Origin of the sequence: Afipia sp. P52-10, assembly GCF_000516555.1 — a bacterium.
Lineage (GTDB): Bacteria > Pseudomonadota > Alphaproteobacteria > Rhizobiales > Xanthobacteraceae > P52-10.
Genome location: NZ_AZSJ01000003.1, coordinates 2,515,619 through 2,529,818, shown reverse-complemented (window position 1 = coordinate 2,529,818; position 14,200 = coordinate 2,515,619). Strand labels below are relative to the sequence as shown.

The following is a 14,200-nucleotide window of genomic DNA, read 5'->3' as shown; positions in this document are numbered from 1 at the left end:
CGACTGTTCTTTGACGGGAATGTATGTGACGGTTCGCGACACGCGACGAATTGGTGTGGGGACGTTCTCGCGGCTCGGACTGAAGATCAGTCTGACATCGCTGCTCCTCGTCGCGGCCGGAGGCTCGGTCAAAGACGCCACGGCGCTGAACGAGACCCGAACCCTCTCCTTTCATCACACCCATTCCGGCGAAGACCTCACCGTCACCTTCAAGCGCAACGGCCGCTACGACGAAGCCGCGCTGAAGAAGCTCAATCACTTCCTCCGCGACTGGCGCAGCCAGGATTCCACGACGATGGATCCGAAGCTGTTCGACATCGTCTGGGAGGTCTATCGCGACGTCGGCGGCAAGCAGCCGATCAACATCATCTCCGCCTACCGCTCGCCCAAGACCAACGCGATGCTGCGCCGCCGCTCCTCCGGCGTCGCGCGCTTCAGCCAGCACATGCGCGGGCACGCGATGGACTTCTTTATTCCGGGCGTCGCGCTCGCCGATATCCGCGCCGCGGGCCTGCGGCTGCAACGCGGCGGCGTCGGCTTCTATCCGACCTCCGGCTCGCCATTCGTCCACCTCGACACCGGCAGCATCCGCCACTGGCCGCGCATGACCCACGACCAGCTCGCGCGCGTGTTCCCGGACGGCCGCACCGTGCACATCCCCTCCGATGGACGGCCGCTGAAAGGCTACGACCTGGCGATGGCCGATGTCGCGCGTCGCTCCAACGACCCGGATGCGCAGTCGGGCCGCGGCGTGAAGGGCTTCCTGGCCTCGCTGTTGTCCTCGAAATCCAACGAGGAGGATGACGAGGCTCCGGCCGCGAGCGCAGCGCCTGCGGCGAAGGAGATCAAGGTCGCGCAGGCCGAGCCGCCGGCGAAGAGCGCCGAGCCGGTGCCGCTGCCGCGCGTGCGCCCGGCCGCCGCGTATCAGGTCGCATCCGCCGCAGCACCGACCGTCAAGCGACCGGCCGACGCCAAGCCGCAGAGCGTCGCCGACATCATCAATTCGCGCGGCTTCTGGGACGACATCCCGGCGCCGAAGCAGGCGTCGGCGCAGCAGGTCGCGGCGCTGACCGCCCGCGCCGCCGTGCGTGACCCGCGCGCAAGCGCCAGCGTGCCACCGGAGACGGCCCGTGCCATGGCCTTCGCACCGGAGATCCCGCTCGACGAACGGCCGAAGGTCGTCACCGCCAGCGCGCCGATGCCGCGCAGCGTCCGTCCCGCCAACGCCGGCGCGAGCCCGATGGCATCCGCGGTCTCAGTAGTGACGAAGGGCCGGCAGCCGGTGCCGACGCTGGTCACCCGCGCCAGCACCGCCAAGCCCGAGGACGATCCGTGGACGCGGGCGATGGTGGTCGCGCCGAACAGCTACCGCTTCATGCTCTCGACAGTGCTGGGTGAACCGGACATGACCGCGATGCGCACCCATTTCGTCAAGCCGCAGACGGCGATCGCCATCACCTTCGCGGCCGATGCGACGCCGGGCCTGGTTTGCGATCGCTTCACCGGCTCGGCGATGGCGACGCTGCCGATGATGACCTTCCGCCTGCAGACCGCAGCGCTGCGCTGAGCGCGACGGCGTCCACTTCCACGCCGTCGTCTTCCCGACACCATCATCTGGTTTGCGCGCCTGTGGCGGGCTTGATGCGCCTACGGTGAGGCGCGGACGTATCCGCGCATCACCGTCAAAGCATGTGTTGCACAGCAAGTCTCGTCAAAGCTTGTCGTGCCGAGCGCGTCTTGCTCCATCACGTCGTGTCAAAGCACGCTCATCAGAGCATGCCGAGCGCCTGCATGTAGGTTTCGAGAATCGTCTCGTGCTCGCGCCGCTCGTCGGCATCCTGCTTGCGCATGCGCACGATGGCGCGCAGCGCCTTCACCTCGTAACCGTTACCCTTGGCCTCGGCATAGACGTCGCGGATATCGTCGGAGATCGCCTTCTTCTCCTCCTCCAGCCGCTCGATGCGTTCGATGATTGACTTGAGCTGATCCTTGGCGAAACGGGTCGCGGGCTCTTCCTTGACGGCGGCTTGCGTGGCCATCGGGGTACTCCACAGGCTGATGAGGATATGTAACGAGGCCGCATCGACCGGGGCCCGCTTTCGGGAGCACCCTCAGTCAGGGGGCAGATCGCGTCAAGCCGCGCCGCCTCTCATCCACAGCGACCCACAGACGAATTCACCGCGTCGTCACGGCAGCCTGGACATCTTGGCCTCGATCGTTTGATCGGCGCGCGGATTCGGCCTTCGCGCGGCGCGTGTTACGGTGAGATCGGTTCCAGCGCGCCGTTCAGAGAGCTCTGCGCAACCGCACGCACGGCAACCCGAGCCTGCTCGCGCCCCTCGAGACTCGGCGCCAGATCAGTGCTTGTGCGCCTTCGCCATCGCGGCGAGCTGGTCCGGACCAGCCTCCTTCTGATGCAGGGTCTTCCACTGCTCATAGGGCATGCCGTAAACCGCCTCGCGGCTCTCGTCCTTGCTGAGCGGCACGCCGCGCGCGTCGGCCGCGTCCTTGAGCCAGTTCGACAGACAGTTGCGGCAGAAGCCGGCGAGATTCATCAAGTCGATGTTCTGGACGTCGGTGCGCGTCCGCAGATGCTGCACCAGGGTTCGAAATGCGGCAGCTTCGAGTTCGGTGCGGGTCGCGTCGTCGATCGGCATGGCGTTCGCCTTATTTTCCTGGAGCTTGTCCTTGGGCGCTTGTCCTTGGGCGCGTATCCGTGTGGCCTGCATCTTTGTGCCTGCGTCCTGGGCGGACAACCCCGAGATAGTCAATATCCCGGATTTTGCCATACCGGCGCAGTACAAGCAGCCGGTCAAATCGGTGAACTGTGATCAGGCCCGCTGCGTGGAATCGGCCCGAGGTCGTTGACAGCCGAGGGACGGTTACGCGAAATCAGACCCGGATCACCGCTGATTTGCCCCTGGGGTATCATCGCAAGGAACACCCTGCTGGACGATATGAGCACGACGCACCGCCTCCGACCGACATCCCCACGTCTCCGCCCGCTCCTGGCACTGGCCGCGGCCGCCTTCGCCATAACGGTGGTCACGTCGGTCCTCGCGGCGAGCCCAGCGCGTGCGGACTTCCGCCTCTGCAACAACACAGCGAGCCGCGTCGGCATCGCACTGGGATACAAGGACGCAGAGGGCTGGAACACCGAGGGCTGGTGGAATATCTCGGCCAAGAGCTGCGAAACGCTGCTGCGAGGCACGCTCGTCGCACGATATTATTATATCTATGCGATCGACTACGATCGCGGCGGCGAATGGTCAGGCCAAGCCTACATGTGCTCGCGCGACAAGGAATTCACCATTCGCGGCACCGAAGATTGCCTGGCGCGCGGGTTCGACCGCACCGGTTTCTTCGAGGTCGACACCGGAGAACAGAGAGCCTGGACCGTGCAATTGACTGAAACTGGCGAACAGAACGCGCAGCGGCCGCTACCGGGATTGCCCGGCGGCGCCACGCCATCAGGCGGAATTCCCGGCGGCTCCCCCGTGACCCCGTCGCTCACCCCGCCCGGGGCGCAAAAGAAATGAGACGGCTGCGCCGCATCAAGATCCTCGCCACACTCGGCCCCGCCTCCTCCGACAGCGCAACGATCCGGAAGCTGTTCGAATCCGGGGCTGACGTCTTTCGCATCAACATGTCGCACACGCCGCATGAGAAGATGCGCGAGTTCGTCGCGACGATCCGTAACATCGAGAGCAATTACGGCCGGCCGATCGGCATCCTGGTCGATCTGCAGGGGCCGAAACTGCGGATCGGCTCGTTCGCCGAAGGCGCGGTGCAGCTCAACAACGGCGAGAGTTTCGTGCTCGATGCCGATCCAGCGCCTGGCGACGTCCGCCGCGTGCACCTTCCGCATCCGGAAGTGCTGAGCGCACTGCGCGCCGGGCACGCGCTGCTGCTCGACGACGGCAAGGTGCGGCTCGTGGTCGAGGACGCCGCGCCCGAACGCGTGGTCACCCGCGTCGTGGTCGGCGGCCGCATGTCGGATCGCAAGGGCGTCAGCCTGCCCGATACCGACCTGCCGGTTTCGGCGATGACGGCGAAGGACCGTGCCGATCTCGAGGCCGCGCTGCAGGCCGGCGTCGATTGGATCGCGCTCTCGTTCGTGCAGCGCCCCGAAGACGTGACCGAGACCAAGAAGCTGGTGCGCGGCCGCGCGGCCGTGATGGCGAAGATCGAGAAGCCGCAGGCGATCGACCGCCTCGCCGAGATCATTGAAGTCGCCGATGCGCTGATGGTGGCGCGCGGTGATCTCGGCGTGGAGATGCCGGTCGAGCGTGTGCCCGGCCTGCAGAAGCAGATGACGCGGATGGCCAAGCGCGCCGGCAAGCCGGTGGTGGTGGCGACGCAGATGCTGGAATCGATGATCCAGAGCCCGGTGCCGACCCGCGCCGAGGTGTCCGACGTCTCGACCGCGGTGTTCGAGGGCGCGGACGCGGTGATGCTGTCGGCGGAATCCGCCGCGGGCAAATTCCCGGTCGAGGCCGTCGCCACCATGAACCGCATCGGCGAAGAGGTGGAGCGCGATCCGACCTACCGTTCGGTGATCAACTCGCAACGCGCCGAACCCGAAGCGACGGCGGGCGATGCGATTGCCGATGCGGCGCGGCAGATCGCCGAAACGCTCGACCTGTCGGCGATCGTCTGCTGGACCGACTCGGGCTCGACCGCGCTGCGCGTGGCGCGCGAGCGACCGCGCTCGCCGGTGGTCGCGATCACGCCGAAGATTCAGACCGGACGCAAGATCTCGCTGGTCTGGGGCGTGCATTGTGTGATCGCCGAGGACGCGCACGACCTCGACGACATGGTCAGCCGCGCGAGCCGGATCGCCTTCCGCGACGGCTTCGCCCGCGCCGGCCAGCGCGTCATCATCGTCGCCGGCGTTCCGCTCGGCACGCCGGGCGCGACCAACATGCTGCGCATCGCCTATGTCGGCGCGGAAGACACTCACGAGATCTAAGCGCAGCGCGCGCCCGACCCGCTTCACGAAGACGCGTCACGCCGACATCGGTCGTTTCGGCTCCGCTCGATCGGAGCCGAAACGCACGGAGCGCGCGGATTATTGTGCGCGAACCGGTACCCGCTTCGCTCGAGAACGTCTTAGCGCGCCGCGACCGCCACGGGCGCGGCGGCCGGCTCCGGCAGCATCGTCTCGATCGCCGCGATGATGGTCTCTGCCGCCGCATTCTGGATCACATGGCCGACGCCCGGCAGCACGATCAGCGATGCATGCGGCACCGCCTTCACAAACTGCCGCGCGTGGATATCGAGGTACACCGTGGTATCGGCGTCGCCGTGAATGACCACGGTCGGCGCGGTGATCTCGCCGTAGCGCGGCATCTGTTCGGTCACCGCCTGCTTCAGCGTCACCATGTCCCATGCATTGGCGAGGAACTCGCGCGGCCGCAGCAGCAGCTTCAGCGACGTGTCGCGCACGTAGTTGTCCGGGATCGTCTGCGGCAGGAACGCGCCGCGCGCGCCCTTGTCGAGCATCAACAGCCCCGTCGGCAACGCGAAGGTGTAGGCGAACAATGGCCCGATCACCGGCAGCGCGCCGAGGCTGTGACGCCAGGGCACACCGCCGATCCAGCGATGGGTGACCGGCGACAGCATGACGAGGCCGGCGACGCGTGCGGGATGATGGATCGCGAAGGCGGCCGCGAGCGCGCCGGCCCAGGAATGCCCGACGATGATCGCGCGATCGACGCCGAGCTTGCCGAGCGCTTCGTCGATCATCCGTGCCTGCATCGCCGGCGTCGAATGGCTCAGCCGATCGCGGGTGCTCCAGCCGTGGCCGGGGCGATCGATCAGAAACACGCGCCGATCCTGCGCCAACAGATCGCCGAGCGGGTGGCGGAGCGCCTCCAGATTCGAACTCGCCCCGTGAATGACCACGAGCGGCACGCCGGCATCGTGCGCGGGGCCGAGCTCGACCACATGCAGCCGGCCGCCATCGACTTCCACCATCCGTCCCGACGGCGGATAGCGACGCTCGATCAGCAGCACACCGAGCTGGGTCAGCGCGGCCATCACCACCAGCGCGACGGCGATGCTCATCACACTCATGCAAGCACCCGACTTGATCTCACCGGACCGAACGGCACTGCCCTCGGCCGGCGTCAGCCAACCAATCCATTAAAACACGATCTCCGAATGAGAAAACCGTTTTCGCGCGCAACGCGCGCGAACGATCCGATCTCGAATTCAGATCGGACGGCCCTCGACCTTTTCGGTCAGGGTCTTCACCATGTCGGGGAGCTTCTCCAGGTGCGGATTGATCTCCAGCGCCTTGCGAAACGCCTCAAGCGCGCGGCGGTCGTCGCCGAGCTCCTGCATGATCATGCCGAGCCCGGCCAGCGCGCCGAAATGGCGCGGCTCCCGCGTCAGCACTTCGCGGATGTCGGCGAGCGCCTTGGCATAATCGTTCTGCAGGTAGTAGAGCGTCGCGCGCCGGTTCCAGCCCTCGACGTAATCCGGCTTGAGGCGGACCACCTTGTCGAGCAGCTTCAGCGCCACCTCGGGCTGCTTCTTCTCGATCGCGGCCTTGGCGCGCGTCATCAGCAGCATGGTGGTGTCGCTGCTGGTCGCGGTCCACAGCGCCCAGATCCGCCCCTCGACGTGCTTGGCGCTTTCCTCGTCGGGCGCAGCCTTCAGAGCCCCGAACAGGAAATCCAGGCCGCGGCTGCGGTCGGCGCCGACCCGCGGCAGCTTCTCTGGCGCCTCGGGCAGCGCCTTCGGTTGCTGGATTGTCGGGGGAGCGTCCTTTGCCGGAGGAGAGCCTTGGGCAAGGGACGAACTGGCCGGCCAGACGGCGGCCAGCGCCAAGGCCAACGCGGCCACCCCTGGGGCACAGAAGCGGGCCGGATAGAAGCGGTTCGCGAGGCGGGGCGGCAGCATCCACGAAGTGTAGATGCGCGGCAGCACGCTGGAAAGCGACGGAACGCTCAAGCCTGTGTGATTTTAGCCCGGTGGTGAGCCTGGACGACGGAGCCGCGGCACTGGAGCAAGGCCCCAACTGGACCCAATCCGGCCGAGCCGCGTGGAACCCGGCCTTGCGGCCTGCGGATCAGCCCTGGCGGGCCTTGAAGCGGCGCTGCACCTTGTTGATGACGTAAACGCGGCCCTTGCGGCGCACCAGACGGTTGGCGCGATGGCGCCCACGCAGCGATTTCAAGGAGTTACGGACCTTCATGGGTCAAATCCTGATCTGAGAAGACCGTGCTCGGCAGGCCGGACGTCTTTAGAAAAGCAAACCGGGCGGTCAAGCCGCCCGAAGTCGCGGGTTCTTTACGGAGCGGGGCCCGAAATGTCAATCGAAACGGCGGTTCCCCAGGGACAAATCCAGGCCGGGCAGGCTGTTGTCCCCGGATCGGCTGGCGGTTCGGGCGCTGCCCCACTAGGCTGCCCGCAAGCATCAGCGGAGGCAGCATGACGATCAAGGCCGTGGTCTTCGACGCCTATGGCACGCTCTTCGACGTCCAGTCCGTCGCCGCCGAGACCGAACGCGCCTTTCCCGGATACGGCGAGGTCATCACCCAGATCTGGCGGATGAAGCAGCTCGAATACAGCTGGCTCTGCTCGCTGATGGAGCAATACCAGGATTTCGCGACGCTCACCCGGAGTTCGTTGCAGTACACGCTGGATGCCCTCGGCCTTGCGCATGACACCGCAACGGTGGACCGGATCGCCGAGCAATATCTGCACCTCGCGCCATACGCGGATGCCAAAGCGGTGCTGGAAGCGCTGCAGGGGCGCCCGCTTGCGATCCTCTCCAACGGCAGTCCGGAAATGCTCGACGCGCTCGTCCGCAACAGCGGCCTGTCGGCGCTGTTCACCGCTGTTCTGAGCGTCGATGCCGTCGGCGTATTCAAGCCGAGCCCGCGCGCCTATGACCTCGTCGAGCGCAGGCTCGGCATCCATCCGCACGACGTCGCATTTGTCTCATCGAATCCGTTCGATGTCAGCGGCGCCAAATCCTTCGGCTTCAAGGTCGCCTGGATCGAACGCGTGACGGCAACCGCGCTCGCCGACGACTGCCGCGATCCGGACGCGATCGGGCCGCTCACCATGTTCAAGGCGACACGACTGCGGCCAGACCGGTTCGGGTTTGCGCCCGACTGGAGCATTCGTGCGCTATCGGACTTAACTGCGCTCCTGCGCACGCCTTCGCCATAGGCCGATACCGGCGCTATTTCGCAATTTTTTTCAGCATGAAGCGTTTGAGCGCATTTGATTCCCGGATTGCAGTCTCCGCAAAATGCGCCCTAGAATGATGCATTCTGTTTACTTTGATTGCCAGGTGCGGCTCGAGCGATGTTCCGAGGACTCCTCCCGTGATCGCAAACCACCTGATCGCGAGATATCCGATCGCGATACGTCCAGCGCCGGATTCCGGCGCCGGGCATCATGCTGCCGCTGCGATCGACCGCGGCGCACAGGAGCACCGTTGCCGCCATGATCGGCGTTGGCACGCCATCGCATCCGCATTGCTGGACAAAAGCGCACGAGAATGACCATGCCCCGATCCAAGTCCGATAAAGAAGCCGCACAGGGTTTGGCGATCGGACTGGTGATCGCCTGCGCGCTCGACGTGAAGAAGTCGAACGGCGATGGAACGCTCGAGGCGGCGGGCCTGTCGAAGCTGCTGGCCGCGATCGATCATATGGCACAGGTCTGCGGCTGGCCGACGAACAGCTTGCCAACGACAATATGACGGTCAGGCACGCGCAGACGAAGCATTGAGCGTTTGCGGCGCACACAACGCTGTAAGCCTGCTAACACTGCAAGCCTGCTGATGCACCGCACACAGCGGACCTGCGCCGTCTCATTCAGCGATCGTTCATGCCGATCCTGCTGTGGTCGCCGTCGGGCAGGCCAACCAGGAGGATATGAGGATGCGCTTCAAACACACCACGCTGCTGCTGGCGGGTCTCGTAGGGTCAGCGTTGTTGCTCGGCGGCCCGTCGATCGCTGAAGCGAGAGGCGGTCATGGCCACGGGCACGGTCACGCCCGCGGACACCACCACATGAAGGTGCATAAGATGCACGGCACGCCTCCGGGCTGGCACCGCGGCCGCAAGGTCGGCTGGCGCGGCCATCACTGCCCGCCGGGTCTGCGCATGCAGGGCCGCTGCTGATTCGTTTTCCCATCATTTTCGATTCTTTTCGCAGCCCGCCGAGGACCCCGATCGCGGGCTGCTTTTTTGTCTCGTCGAATCTTTTGTCTCGTCGCATCGGTCCAGTTGCTGACATTGCAGGTTTTGCGCAGCGGGCATGCGCTGCGGCCGTAAACAGCCCGCGCGCTTGCATCCGCCGCCCGCGGCGCTTAAAAAACGCCTGCGCAGGACGACCTGCGTCAGCGTGTCGTTGGGGACGGCCCCGTTATCTCTCTCATGCGAGATGATGGAGCAGACATGTCATGAGTCCCTGCCACGCCTCCCGCCGTCCAGCGCCGCATCGGCGCCTCGGCATATCGTGTCCGACATTCGTCTCAGTTGTCTGTTGCGAGGTGTGCGGTGGCTGATCCGGTCCAACAGTTCGAGATCAAGCCGCTGCTTCGCGTCGCCGAGATCGCCGGCCACGACATCCACATCACCAATTCCAGCGTCTACATGGCCGTGATCGTGGTGAGCATCGGCCTGTTCTTTGCGCTGGCGACGCGCAGCCGGCAACTCGTCCCCGGACGCTGGCAGGCAGCCGCGGAGATGCTCCACGAGTTCGTGGCGAAGACGTTGCAGGACAACACCGGCAAGGACGGGATGCGGTTCTTCCCGCTGGTGTTCTCGCTGTTCCTGTTCGTGCTGGTCGCCAACATGATCGGCATGCTGCCGGGCAGCTTCACCGTCACAAGCCATCTGATCGTGACCTTCGCCCTGGCGATGATCGTGTTCCTGACCGTCACCATCTATGGCCTAGCGCACAATGGCCTGCGCTTCTTCCGCCTGTTCATGCCGAGCGGCGTGCCGCTTGCGCTCGCGCCCTTCATCGTGCCGATCGAGGTCATCTCCTACCTCGCCCGACCGGTGAGCCACTCGGTGCGCTTGTTCGCGGTGATGCTGGCCGGGCACATTACGCTGAAGGTGTTCGCGGGCTTCGTGACGAGCCTCGGCGGCCTCGGCGCGCTCGGAATGATCGGCGCGATCATGCCGTTCGCGATGACGCTGGCCCTCACCGCCCTCGAACTGCTGATGGCGTTGCTGCAGGCCTACATCTTCACGATGCTCACCTGCATGTATCTCAACGACGCGCTGCACCCCGGTCATTGAAGCGCGATGAGATTTGGATGAGTCATCCTCGCGCTTTAGCTCATTGTTCGAGCGTGATCCTCGGGTCGAGCCTAAGGACAAGCCCCTTCGGAAACCGCTCCACACTTTTCCGGATCATGCTTTAGACGATCTGCACGGTTCCGGCCGGCGACTTCAGCGCCGCCGCCAGCAGATGCAGCGCCTGCGAAAGCTCGGCGCGGTTGCGCGCGGCGCCGAGCGACACCCGCACCGCATGCGGCACCGCCTCGCCGACGGCGAAGGCGTCGGCGCCCACCACCGCAAGACCATCGCGCAGCACATGGGCGATGAAATCCGAGCGGCTCCAGCGGCGCGGCAGCGGCAGCCAGAGGTGATGCGCGCCGGGCCGCGCCGCGAACGGCAGGTCCTTCAGGATGCGGCTCGCGAGCTGCTGCCGTCCGGCCGCCTCGTTGCGGATCGCGGCGACGATCTGATCGGCGATGCCGTGCCGCAGCCAGTGGGTGGCAAGCGCCACCATCAGCGGCGGCGGCATCTGCATCGTCGCCTGCAGGCTGCTGCGCATCGCCTGCTCGGCGGCCGCATCCGGCGCCAGCAGATAGGACACCCGCAGCGCCGGCGCGATGCACTTCGACAGGCTGACCGCGAGATACGTCCGCTCCGGAATCAGATTGGCGATCGGTGACGCGGACGGCTCCAAAAGCCCATAGGCATCGTCCTCGATCAAAACCGTATCGACATTGCGGATGATGGCGGCGATCGCGTTGCGGCGCACCGGATCGAGCGTCGCGGTGGTCGGGTTGTGCAGGGTCGGCACCAGATACACCGCCTTCGGCCGGTGCATCCGGCAGGCGAGCTTCAACGCCTCGGGGCGGATACCGCCTTCGTCCATCGCCACGCCGACCAGCCGCACGCCAAGTCTCGCAGCCGCCGCCCTGATGCCGGGAAACGTGATCTCCTCGGTCAGCACCACGTCGCCGGGCGAGGTCAGCGTCAGCAGCGCGTTGAACAGGATCGCCTGGTTGCCGGGATAGACGACGACGCGCTCGGCGCGCGCATCGGGCACGCGTGCGCGCAGCCATGCGGCGGCAGCCTCGCGCTGCTCATCGCTGCCGCCCGGCGGCTGGTAGTTGAGGAAAGCGGTGAAGCTCGCCTCGCTCTGGATCGCCGCCAGCCCCTGCGCGATCCGCACGTCGAGGTTGGCCTCCACCGGATGCGGCGGCACGTTCATCGAAAGATCGATCTTCACCTGATACGGCAGATCGGTCGCCGCGCGCACCGTCGTCTCCGACACGAAGGTCCCCTGGCCGACCCGCGCATCCAACAACCCCCGCCGCCGCGCCTCGCCATAGGCCCGGGTCACCGTGGTCAGATCGACATTCAGCGCCTTGGCGAGCGAGCGGTGGGTCGGAAGCTGCTGGCCGCGCGACAGGCGGCCGCTGGCGATGTCCGCCGCCAGCGCCTCGACGATCCGCAGGTACAGCGGGCCCGACCGCTCGGAGATTGTAGGGAGCCAATCCATGCAATGAGGCCGATTTGTTTTGAATGTCTGCGTTTCTATACCTATTGTATGGATCAAGCAAACGAGAGGCTCGCCAGGAGGCTTTCCATGATCCCCGCTGACACCGTCACCCTGACCCAGGCCATGCTGCGCGGCTTTCTCGGCAAGTGCCCGCACTGCGGCAAGGGCCGCCTGTTCGGCCGCTTCCTGAAGGTCGCCGATCGTTGCGACGTCTGCGGCGAGGAGCTGCATCATCATCGCGCCGACGACCTGCCGGCCTATCTGGTGATCGTCATCGTCGGCCATGTGATCGTGCCGATCGTGCTGTCGGTGGAGACCGCCTATGCCCCGCCCTACTGGCTGCATTTCGCGATCTGGCTGCCGCTGACGCTGGTCTCGTCGCTGGTGCTCTTGCAGCCGGTCAAGGGCGCGGTGGTCGGGCTGCAGTGGCAGCTCGGCATGCACGGGTTCGAGGCCGCGCGTCAGGACCGCCTGGCTGCGTCCGCTACCGACGTCCCCAGCGCATCGCGCGCCGCGTAACGCTGCAAACCCATGCGCGTCAGAGGCTCTCCCTCAAAAAGGAGCCTCCTCGAAAGGAACCTCCTCGAAAGGAGCTGGGCGTCAGCTCTCATTTCAGGCGTCATGCCGGCCTTTGAGCCGGGCATCCAGGTCGTCGAAATGAAATTGGCCGCCGCATCATGCGACGGCCATTATCGTTTACGTCATTGTCGTTTACGTCATTCGTCTGCGCGGCTGCACGCGCAGCGCCCGCGTTCCGGACCAGGCTTAGTGTATCGCCGGCGCGATGTCCTTCATGAACAGCTGCATGCCGCGGTTGGCGAATTCCGCCGGCATCGGCCCGGTGCGGAAGCGCACGATCACGCCGCCGATGCCGGTCTTCTGCAGGTCGGTGAACTCCTCCATCATGCTGTCGGTCGAGCCGCACAGGATCTGCGGCGCCATCCGCGCATTGGCTTGCGCGACCTTGGCCTGGAAGGCGGTGCTCTGCGCGGCGCGATACTCCTGCATCTGCTTGAAGTACGGCATGCCGATCTCGTTCGCCTCCTTGTCGGTCGGCGCGATGATCACCGTGCGCGCAGCCCAGCATTGTGACACCGCATTCTCGACCGCCTTCTCGTCGAAGCCGGCTTCGCGCATGGTCTTGCGATAGAGTTCGAGCGCCTTGGCCGCACGGCTGGCCGTCGGTGACGCCATGATCACCGGCCGCCCCTGGCGCGCCTGCGCCACCAGCGAGTCGTCGGACGCGGTCGACCGCAGGATGGTCGGATGCGGCGCGCTGAACGGCCGCGGCCGCAGCATGCCGATCTCGAAATTCCAATACTTGCCGGCATGCACCACGCGCTCGTTGGTCCAGCACTTCAAAAGGATCTTCTCGATCTCCTCGAAACGCTCCTGCGCGCTGTCCGGATCGATCTCGTAGCCGGAATATTCGTGGGTGTTGACGAGGCTGCCGCGGCCCAGCCCGACGATCAGCCGTCCCTTGCTCAGATGGTCGAGCAGCGAAAGCTGCTCGGCGAGCCGCAGCGGATGATAGAGCGAGGTCTGCAGCACCGCGAAGCCGATCTTGATGCGGCTGGTGGAAGCCGCGAGCGACGCGGCGAATGTCGGCGGATCGACATAGACGCAGTTGCCGTCGAAGTGATGCTCGGCGAGGAACACTGCATCCGCACCGAGCTTCTCGGCGAGATGGGCTTCCTGGATCGTCTCGTTGATGATCTGACCGTCCTGAGCAGGATTACGCGCCTCGGGAAACAGAAAAACGCCAATCTTCATTCTTGTTCAGTCCTTGTACGGCTGTTCTCTCACCCTTGACCGTCGCGGTCATGGCGGCAGCTCTTGATGCTAGTGGTGCCAGAAAAGTGCCGATCGAAAAAGTGCTGCGAAGCAATATTTGCGAGAATTTGACGCAGCATTGCGCGCCGTGCCGGACCGCACCTCGCCTTGACGCTCTCCGGCAAAGCTGCAAGCTTTTTTAAGCCGGCGCCGGGACGGAGAAGCGTTCTTCCTTCGGTGGCGCTACGCCAGAAGAAAAAGGCTGCTCGACAACGAGAGACCGCACGGCTCGTGCCGGATAGCGGTCCGCAGGGTGGAAACTCGCGCTGCGGGACGCAGCACGTCGATCGGACATTTCCGGAGCGACGCATGGGCCGATCCGTCGTCCGCGGAGCCGCGGGCCATCGCCTGGACTGCCATCCTTCGACCCTCGCCGGGGTCAGTCCCGACCGACCTTGCCTGATGACGACCCCGCCGAGCCGTGCTTGGCGCCTCGCCGGCGCAACGACGCGCCCGCCGCACGACACGCCGTCCGGCGGCGATCGCTTAGCGACCATTTGGCGATCCCCTGCACCGCGACGACGATCCTGCCGCTCTGCCGCGGCGGAGCAGGCCCCGGCATCACCTCATCCACAACAACCATGGAGACGAT

16 protein-coding genes are annotated in these 14,200 nt (G+C 65.7%); 8 read left to right on the top strand and 8 right to left on the bottom strand.

Translation table 11 applies throughout. The features are described 5' to 3' along the window. Window positions 1-19 precede the first annotated feature (19 nt). The gene (locus X566_RS13240) at window positions 20-1,567 is read left to right on the top strand and encodes a DUF882 domain-containing protein (protein ID WP_051444070.1); all 1,548 of its coding nucleotides are present in this window, start codon (window positions 20-22) and stop codon (window positions 1,565-1,567) included. Window positions 1,568-1,769: 202 nt separating this feature from the next. Here X566_RS13240 and X566_RS13235 read toward each other — a convergent pair whose 3' ends face one another. Then, window positions 1,770-2,039, bottom strand: coding sequence for a DUF2312 domain-containing protein (locus X566_RS13235; RefSeq protein ID WP_034466937.1), 270 nt, complete (start codon window positions 2,037-2,039; stop codon window positions 1,770-1,772). Window positions 2,040-2,357: 318 nt separating this feature from the next. Next, a complete protein-coding gene (locus X566_RS13230; protein ID WP_034468587.1) occupies window positions 2,358-2,657 on the bottom strand; it encodes a DUF1244 domain-containing protein in 300 nt (99 codons plus the stop codon). A gap of 300 nt (window positions 2,658-2,957) precedes the next feature. Between X566_RS13230 and X566_RS13225 the strand changes: the two genes are divergently transcribed. Next, window positions 2,958-3,539, top strand: coding sequence for a DUF1036 domain-containing protein (locus X566_RS13225; protein ID WP_034466934.1), 582 nt, complete (start codon window positions 2,958-2,960; stop codon window positions 3,537-3,539). Next, window positions 3,536-4,972 carry a pyruvate kinase gene (gene pyk / locus X566_RS13220; protein ID WP_034466932.1) on the top strand — a complete coding sequence of 479 codons (1,437 nt, stop codon included), beginning with the start codon at window positions 3,536-3,538 and terminating at the stop codon, window positions 4,970-4,972. Before X566_RS13225 ends, pyk begins: the two co-directional genes overlap by 4 nt. A 140-nt stretch (window positions 4,973-5,112) precedes the next feature. Here the strand turns inward: pyk and X566_RS13215 are convergent, their stop codons facing one another. The 3 genes from X566_RS13215 to ykgO all read right to left on the bottom strand — a co-directional run bounded on the left by X566_RS13215 (window position 5,113) and on the right by ykgO (window position 7,204). Then, window positions 5,113-6,078 (bottom strand): alpha/beta fold hydrolase, encoded by a 966-nt coding sequence (locus X566_RS13215; RefSeq protein WP_034466929.1) that lies wholly within the window; start codon window positions 6,076-6,078, stop codon window positions 5,113-5,115. Between the two features lie 138 nt (window positions 6,079-6,216). Then, window positions 6,217-6,936: a tetratricopeptide repeat protein gene (locus tag X566_RS13210; protein ID WP_244434741.1), complete on the bottom strand. Its 720-nt coding sequence runs from the start codon at window positions 6,934-6,936 to the stop codon at window positions 6,217-6,219. Between the two features lie 142 nt (window positions 6,937-7,078). After that, complete coding sequence (gene ykgO / locus X566_RS13205) at window positions 7,079-7,204, bottom strand: type B 50S ribosomal protein L36 (RefSeq protein ID WP_006611362.1); 126 nt, start codon at window positions 7,202-7,204, stop codon at window positions 7,079-7,081. 236 nt (window positions 7,205-7,440) lie between these two features. Between ykgO and X566_RS13200 the strand changes: the two genes are divergently transcribed. From X566_RS13200 to X566_RS13180, 4 genes are all read left to right on the top strand, one after another. After that, complete coding sequence (locus tag X566_RS13200) at window positions 7,441-8,187, top strand: haloacid dehalogenase type II (RefSeq protein ID WP_034466925.1); 747 nt, start codon at window positions 7,441-7,443, stop codon at window positions 8,185-8,187. Between the two features lie 340 nt (window positions 8,188-8,527). Further along, window positions 8,528-8,725, top strand: a complete 198-nt coding sequence (locus tag X566_RS13190; RefSeq protein WP_152539869.1) for a hypothetical protein — start codon at window positions 8,528-8,530, stop codon at window positions 8,723-8,725. A 181-nt stretch (window positions 8,726-8,906) separates the two neighbouring features. Beyond that, a complete protein-coding gene (locus X566_RS13185) occupies window positions 8,907-9,149 on the top strand; it encodes a hypothetical protein (protein WP_152539868.1) in 243 nt (80 codons plus the stop codon). A 378-nt stretch (window positions 9,150-9,527) separates the two neighbouring features. Continuing rightward, complete coding sequence (locus X566_RS13180) at window positions 9,528-10,277, top strand: F0F1 ATP synthase subunit A (protein WP_034466915.1); 750 nt, start codon at window positions 9,528-9,530, stop codon at window positions 10,275-10,277. Window positions 10,278-10,398: 121 nt separating this feature from the next. Here the strand turns inward: X566_RS13180 and X566_RS13175 are convergent, their stop codons facing one another. Then, on the bottom strand, window positions 10,399-11,775 hold the full coding sequence (locus tag X566_RS13175) for a PLP-dependent aminotransferase family protein (RefSeq protein WP_034466913.1): 1,377 nt from the start codon (window positions 11,773-11,775) through the stop codon (window positions 10,399-10,401). A 48-nt stretch (window positions 11,776-11,823) separates the two neighbouring features. Here X566_RS13175 and X566_RS13170 point away from each other — a divergent pair, with 48 nt between their 5' ends. After that, window positions 11,824-12,294 carry a DUF983 domain-containing protein gene (locus X566_RS13170; RefSeq protein ID WP_152539867.1) on the top strand — a complete coding sequence of 157 codons (471 nt, stop codon included), beginning with the start codon at window positions 11,824-11,826 and terminating at the stop codon, window positions 12,292-12,294. A 246-nt stretch (window positions 12,295-12,540) separates the two neighbouring features. On the opposite strand, the gene X566_RS13165 is transcribed toward X566_RS13170, so the two are convergent. Next, window positions 12,541-13,548, bottom strand: coding sequence for an LLM class flavin-dependent oxidoreductase (locus X566_RS13165; protein ID WP_034466909.1), 1,008 nt, complete (start codon window positions 13,546-13,548; stop codon window positions 12,541-12,543). A 439-nt stretch (window positions 13,549-13,987) separates the two neighbouring features. Continuing rightward, window positions 13,988-14,191, bottom strand: coding sequence for a hypothetical protein (locus X566_RS24710; protein WP_152539866.1), 204 nt, complete (start codon window positions 14,189-14,191; stop codon window positions 13,988-13,990). Window positions 14,192-14,200 lie beyond the last annotated feature (9 nt).

Excerpts from the sequence above, each read along its gene's own strand:
- X566_RS13240 (WP_051444070.1), top strand. The coding sequence starts at position 20 with ATGTATGTGACGGTTCGCGACACGCGACGAATTGGTGTGGGGACGTTC.
- X566_RS13235 (WP_034466937.1), bottom strand. The coding sequence starts at position 2,039 with ATGGCCACGCAAGCCGCCGTCAAGGAAGAGCCCGCGACCCGTTTCGCC.
- X566_RS13230 (WP_034468587.1), bottom strand. The coding sequence starts at position 2,657 with ATGCCGATCGACGACGCGACCCGCACCGAACTCGAAGCTGCCGCATTT.
- X566_RS13225 (WP_034466934.1), top strand. The coding sequence starts at position 2,958 with ATGAGCACGACGCACCGCCTCCGACCGACATCCCCACGTCTCCGCCCG.
- pyk (WP_034466932.1), top strand. The coding sequence starts at position 3,536 with ATGAGACGGCTGCGCCGCATCAAGATCCTCGCCACACTCGGCCCCGCC.
- X566_RS13215 (WP_034466929.1), bottom strand. The coding sequence starts at position 6,078 with ATGAGTGTGATGAGCATCGCCGTCGCGCTGGTGGTGATGGCCGCGCTG.
- ykgO (WP_006611362.1), bottom strand. The coding sequence starts at position 7,204 with ATGAAGGTCCGTAACTCCTTGAAATCGCTGCGTGGGCGCCATCGCGCC.
- X566_RS13200 (WP_034466925.1), top strand. The coding sequence starts at position 7,441 with ATGACGATCAAGGCCGTGGTCTTCGACGCCTATGGCACGCTCTTCGAC.
- X566_RS13190 (WP_152539869.1), top strand. The coding sequence starts at position 8,528 with ATGCCCCGATCCAAGTCCGATAAAGAAGCCGCACAGGGTTTGGCGATC.
- X566_RS13185 (WP_152539868.1), top strand. The coding sequence starts at position 8,907 with ATGCGCTTCAAACACACCACGCTGCTGCTGGCGGGTCTCGTAGGGTCA.
- X566_RS13175 (WP_034466913.1), bottom strand. The coding sequence starts at position 11,775 with ATGGATTGGCTCCCTACAATCTCCGAGCGGTCGGGCCCGCTGTACCTG.
- X566_RS13170 (WP_152539867.1), top strand. The coding sequence starts at position 11,824 with ATGGATCAAGCAAACGAGAGGCTCGCCAGGAGGCTTTCCATGATCCCC.
- X566_RS13165 (WP_034466909.1), bottom strand. The coding sequence starts at position 13,548 with ATGAAGATTGGCGTTTTTCTGTTTCCCGAGGCGCGTAATCCTGCTCAG.
- X566_RS24710 (WP_152539866.1), bottom strand. The coding sequence starts at position 14,191 with ATGGTTGTTGTGGATGAGGTGATGCCGGGGCCTGCTCCGCCGCGGCAG.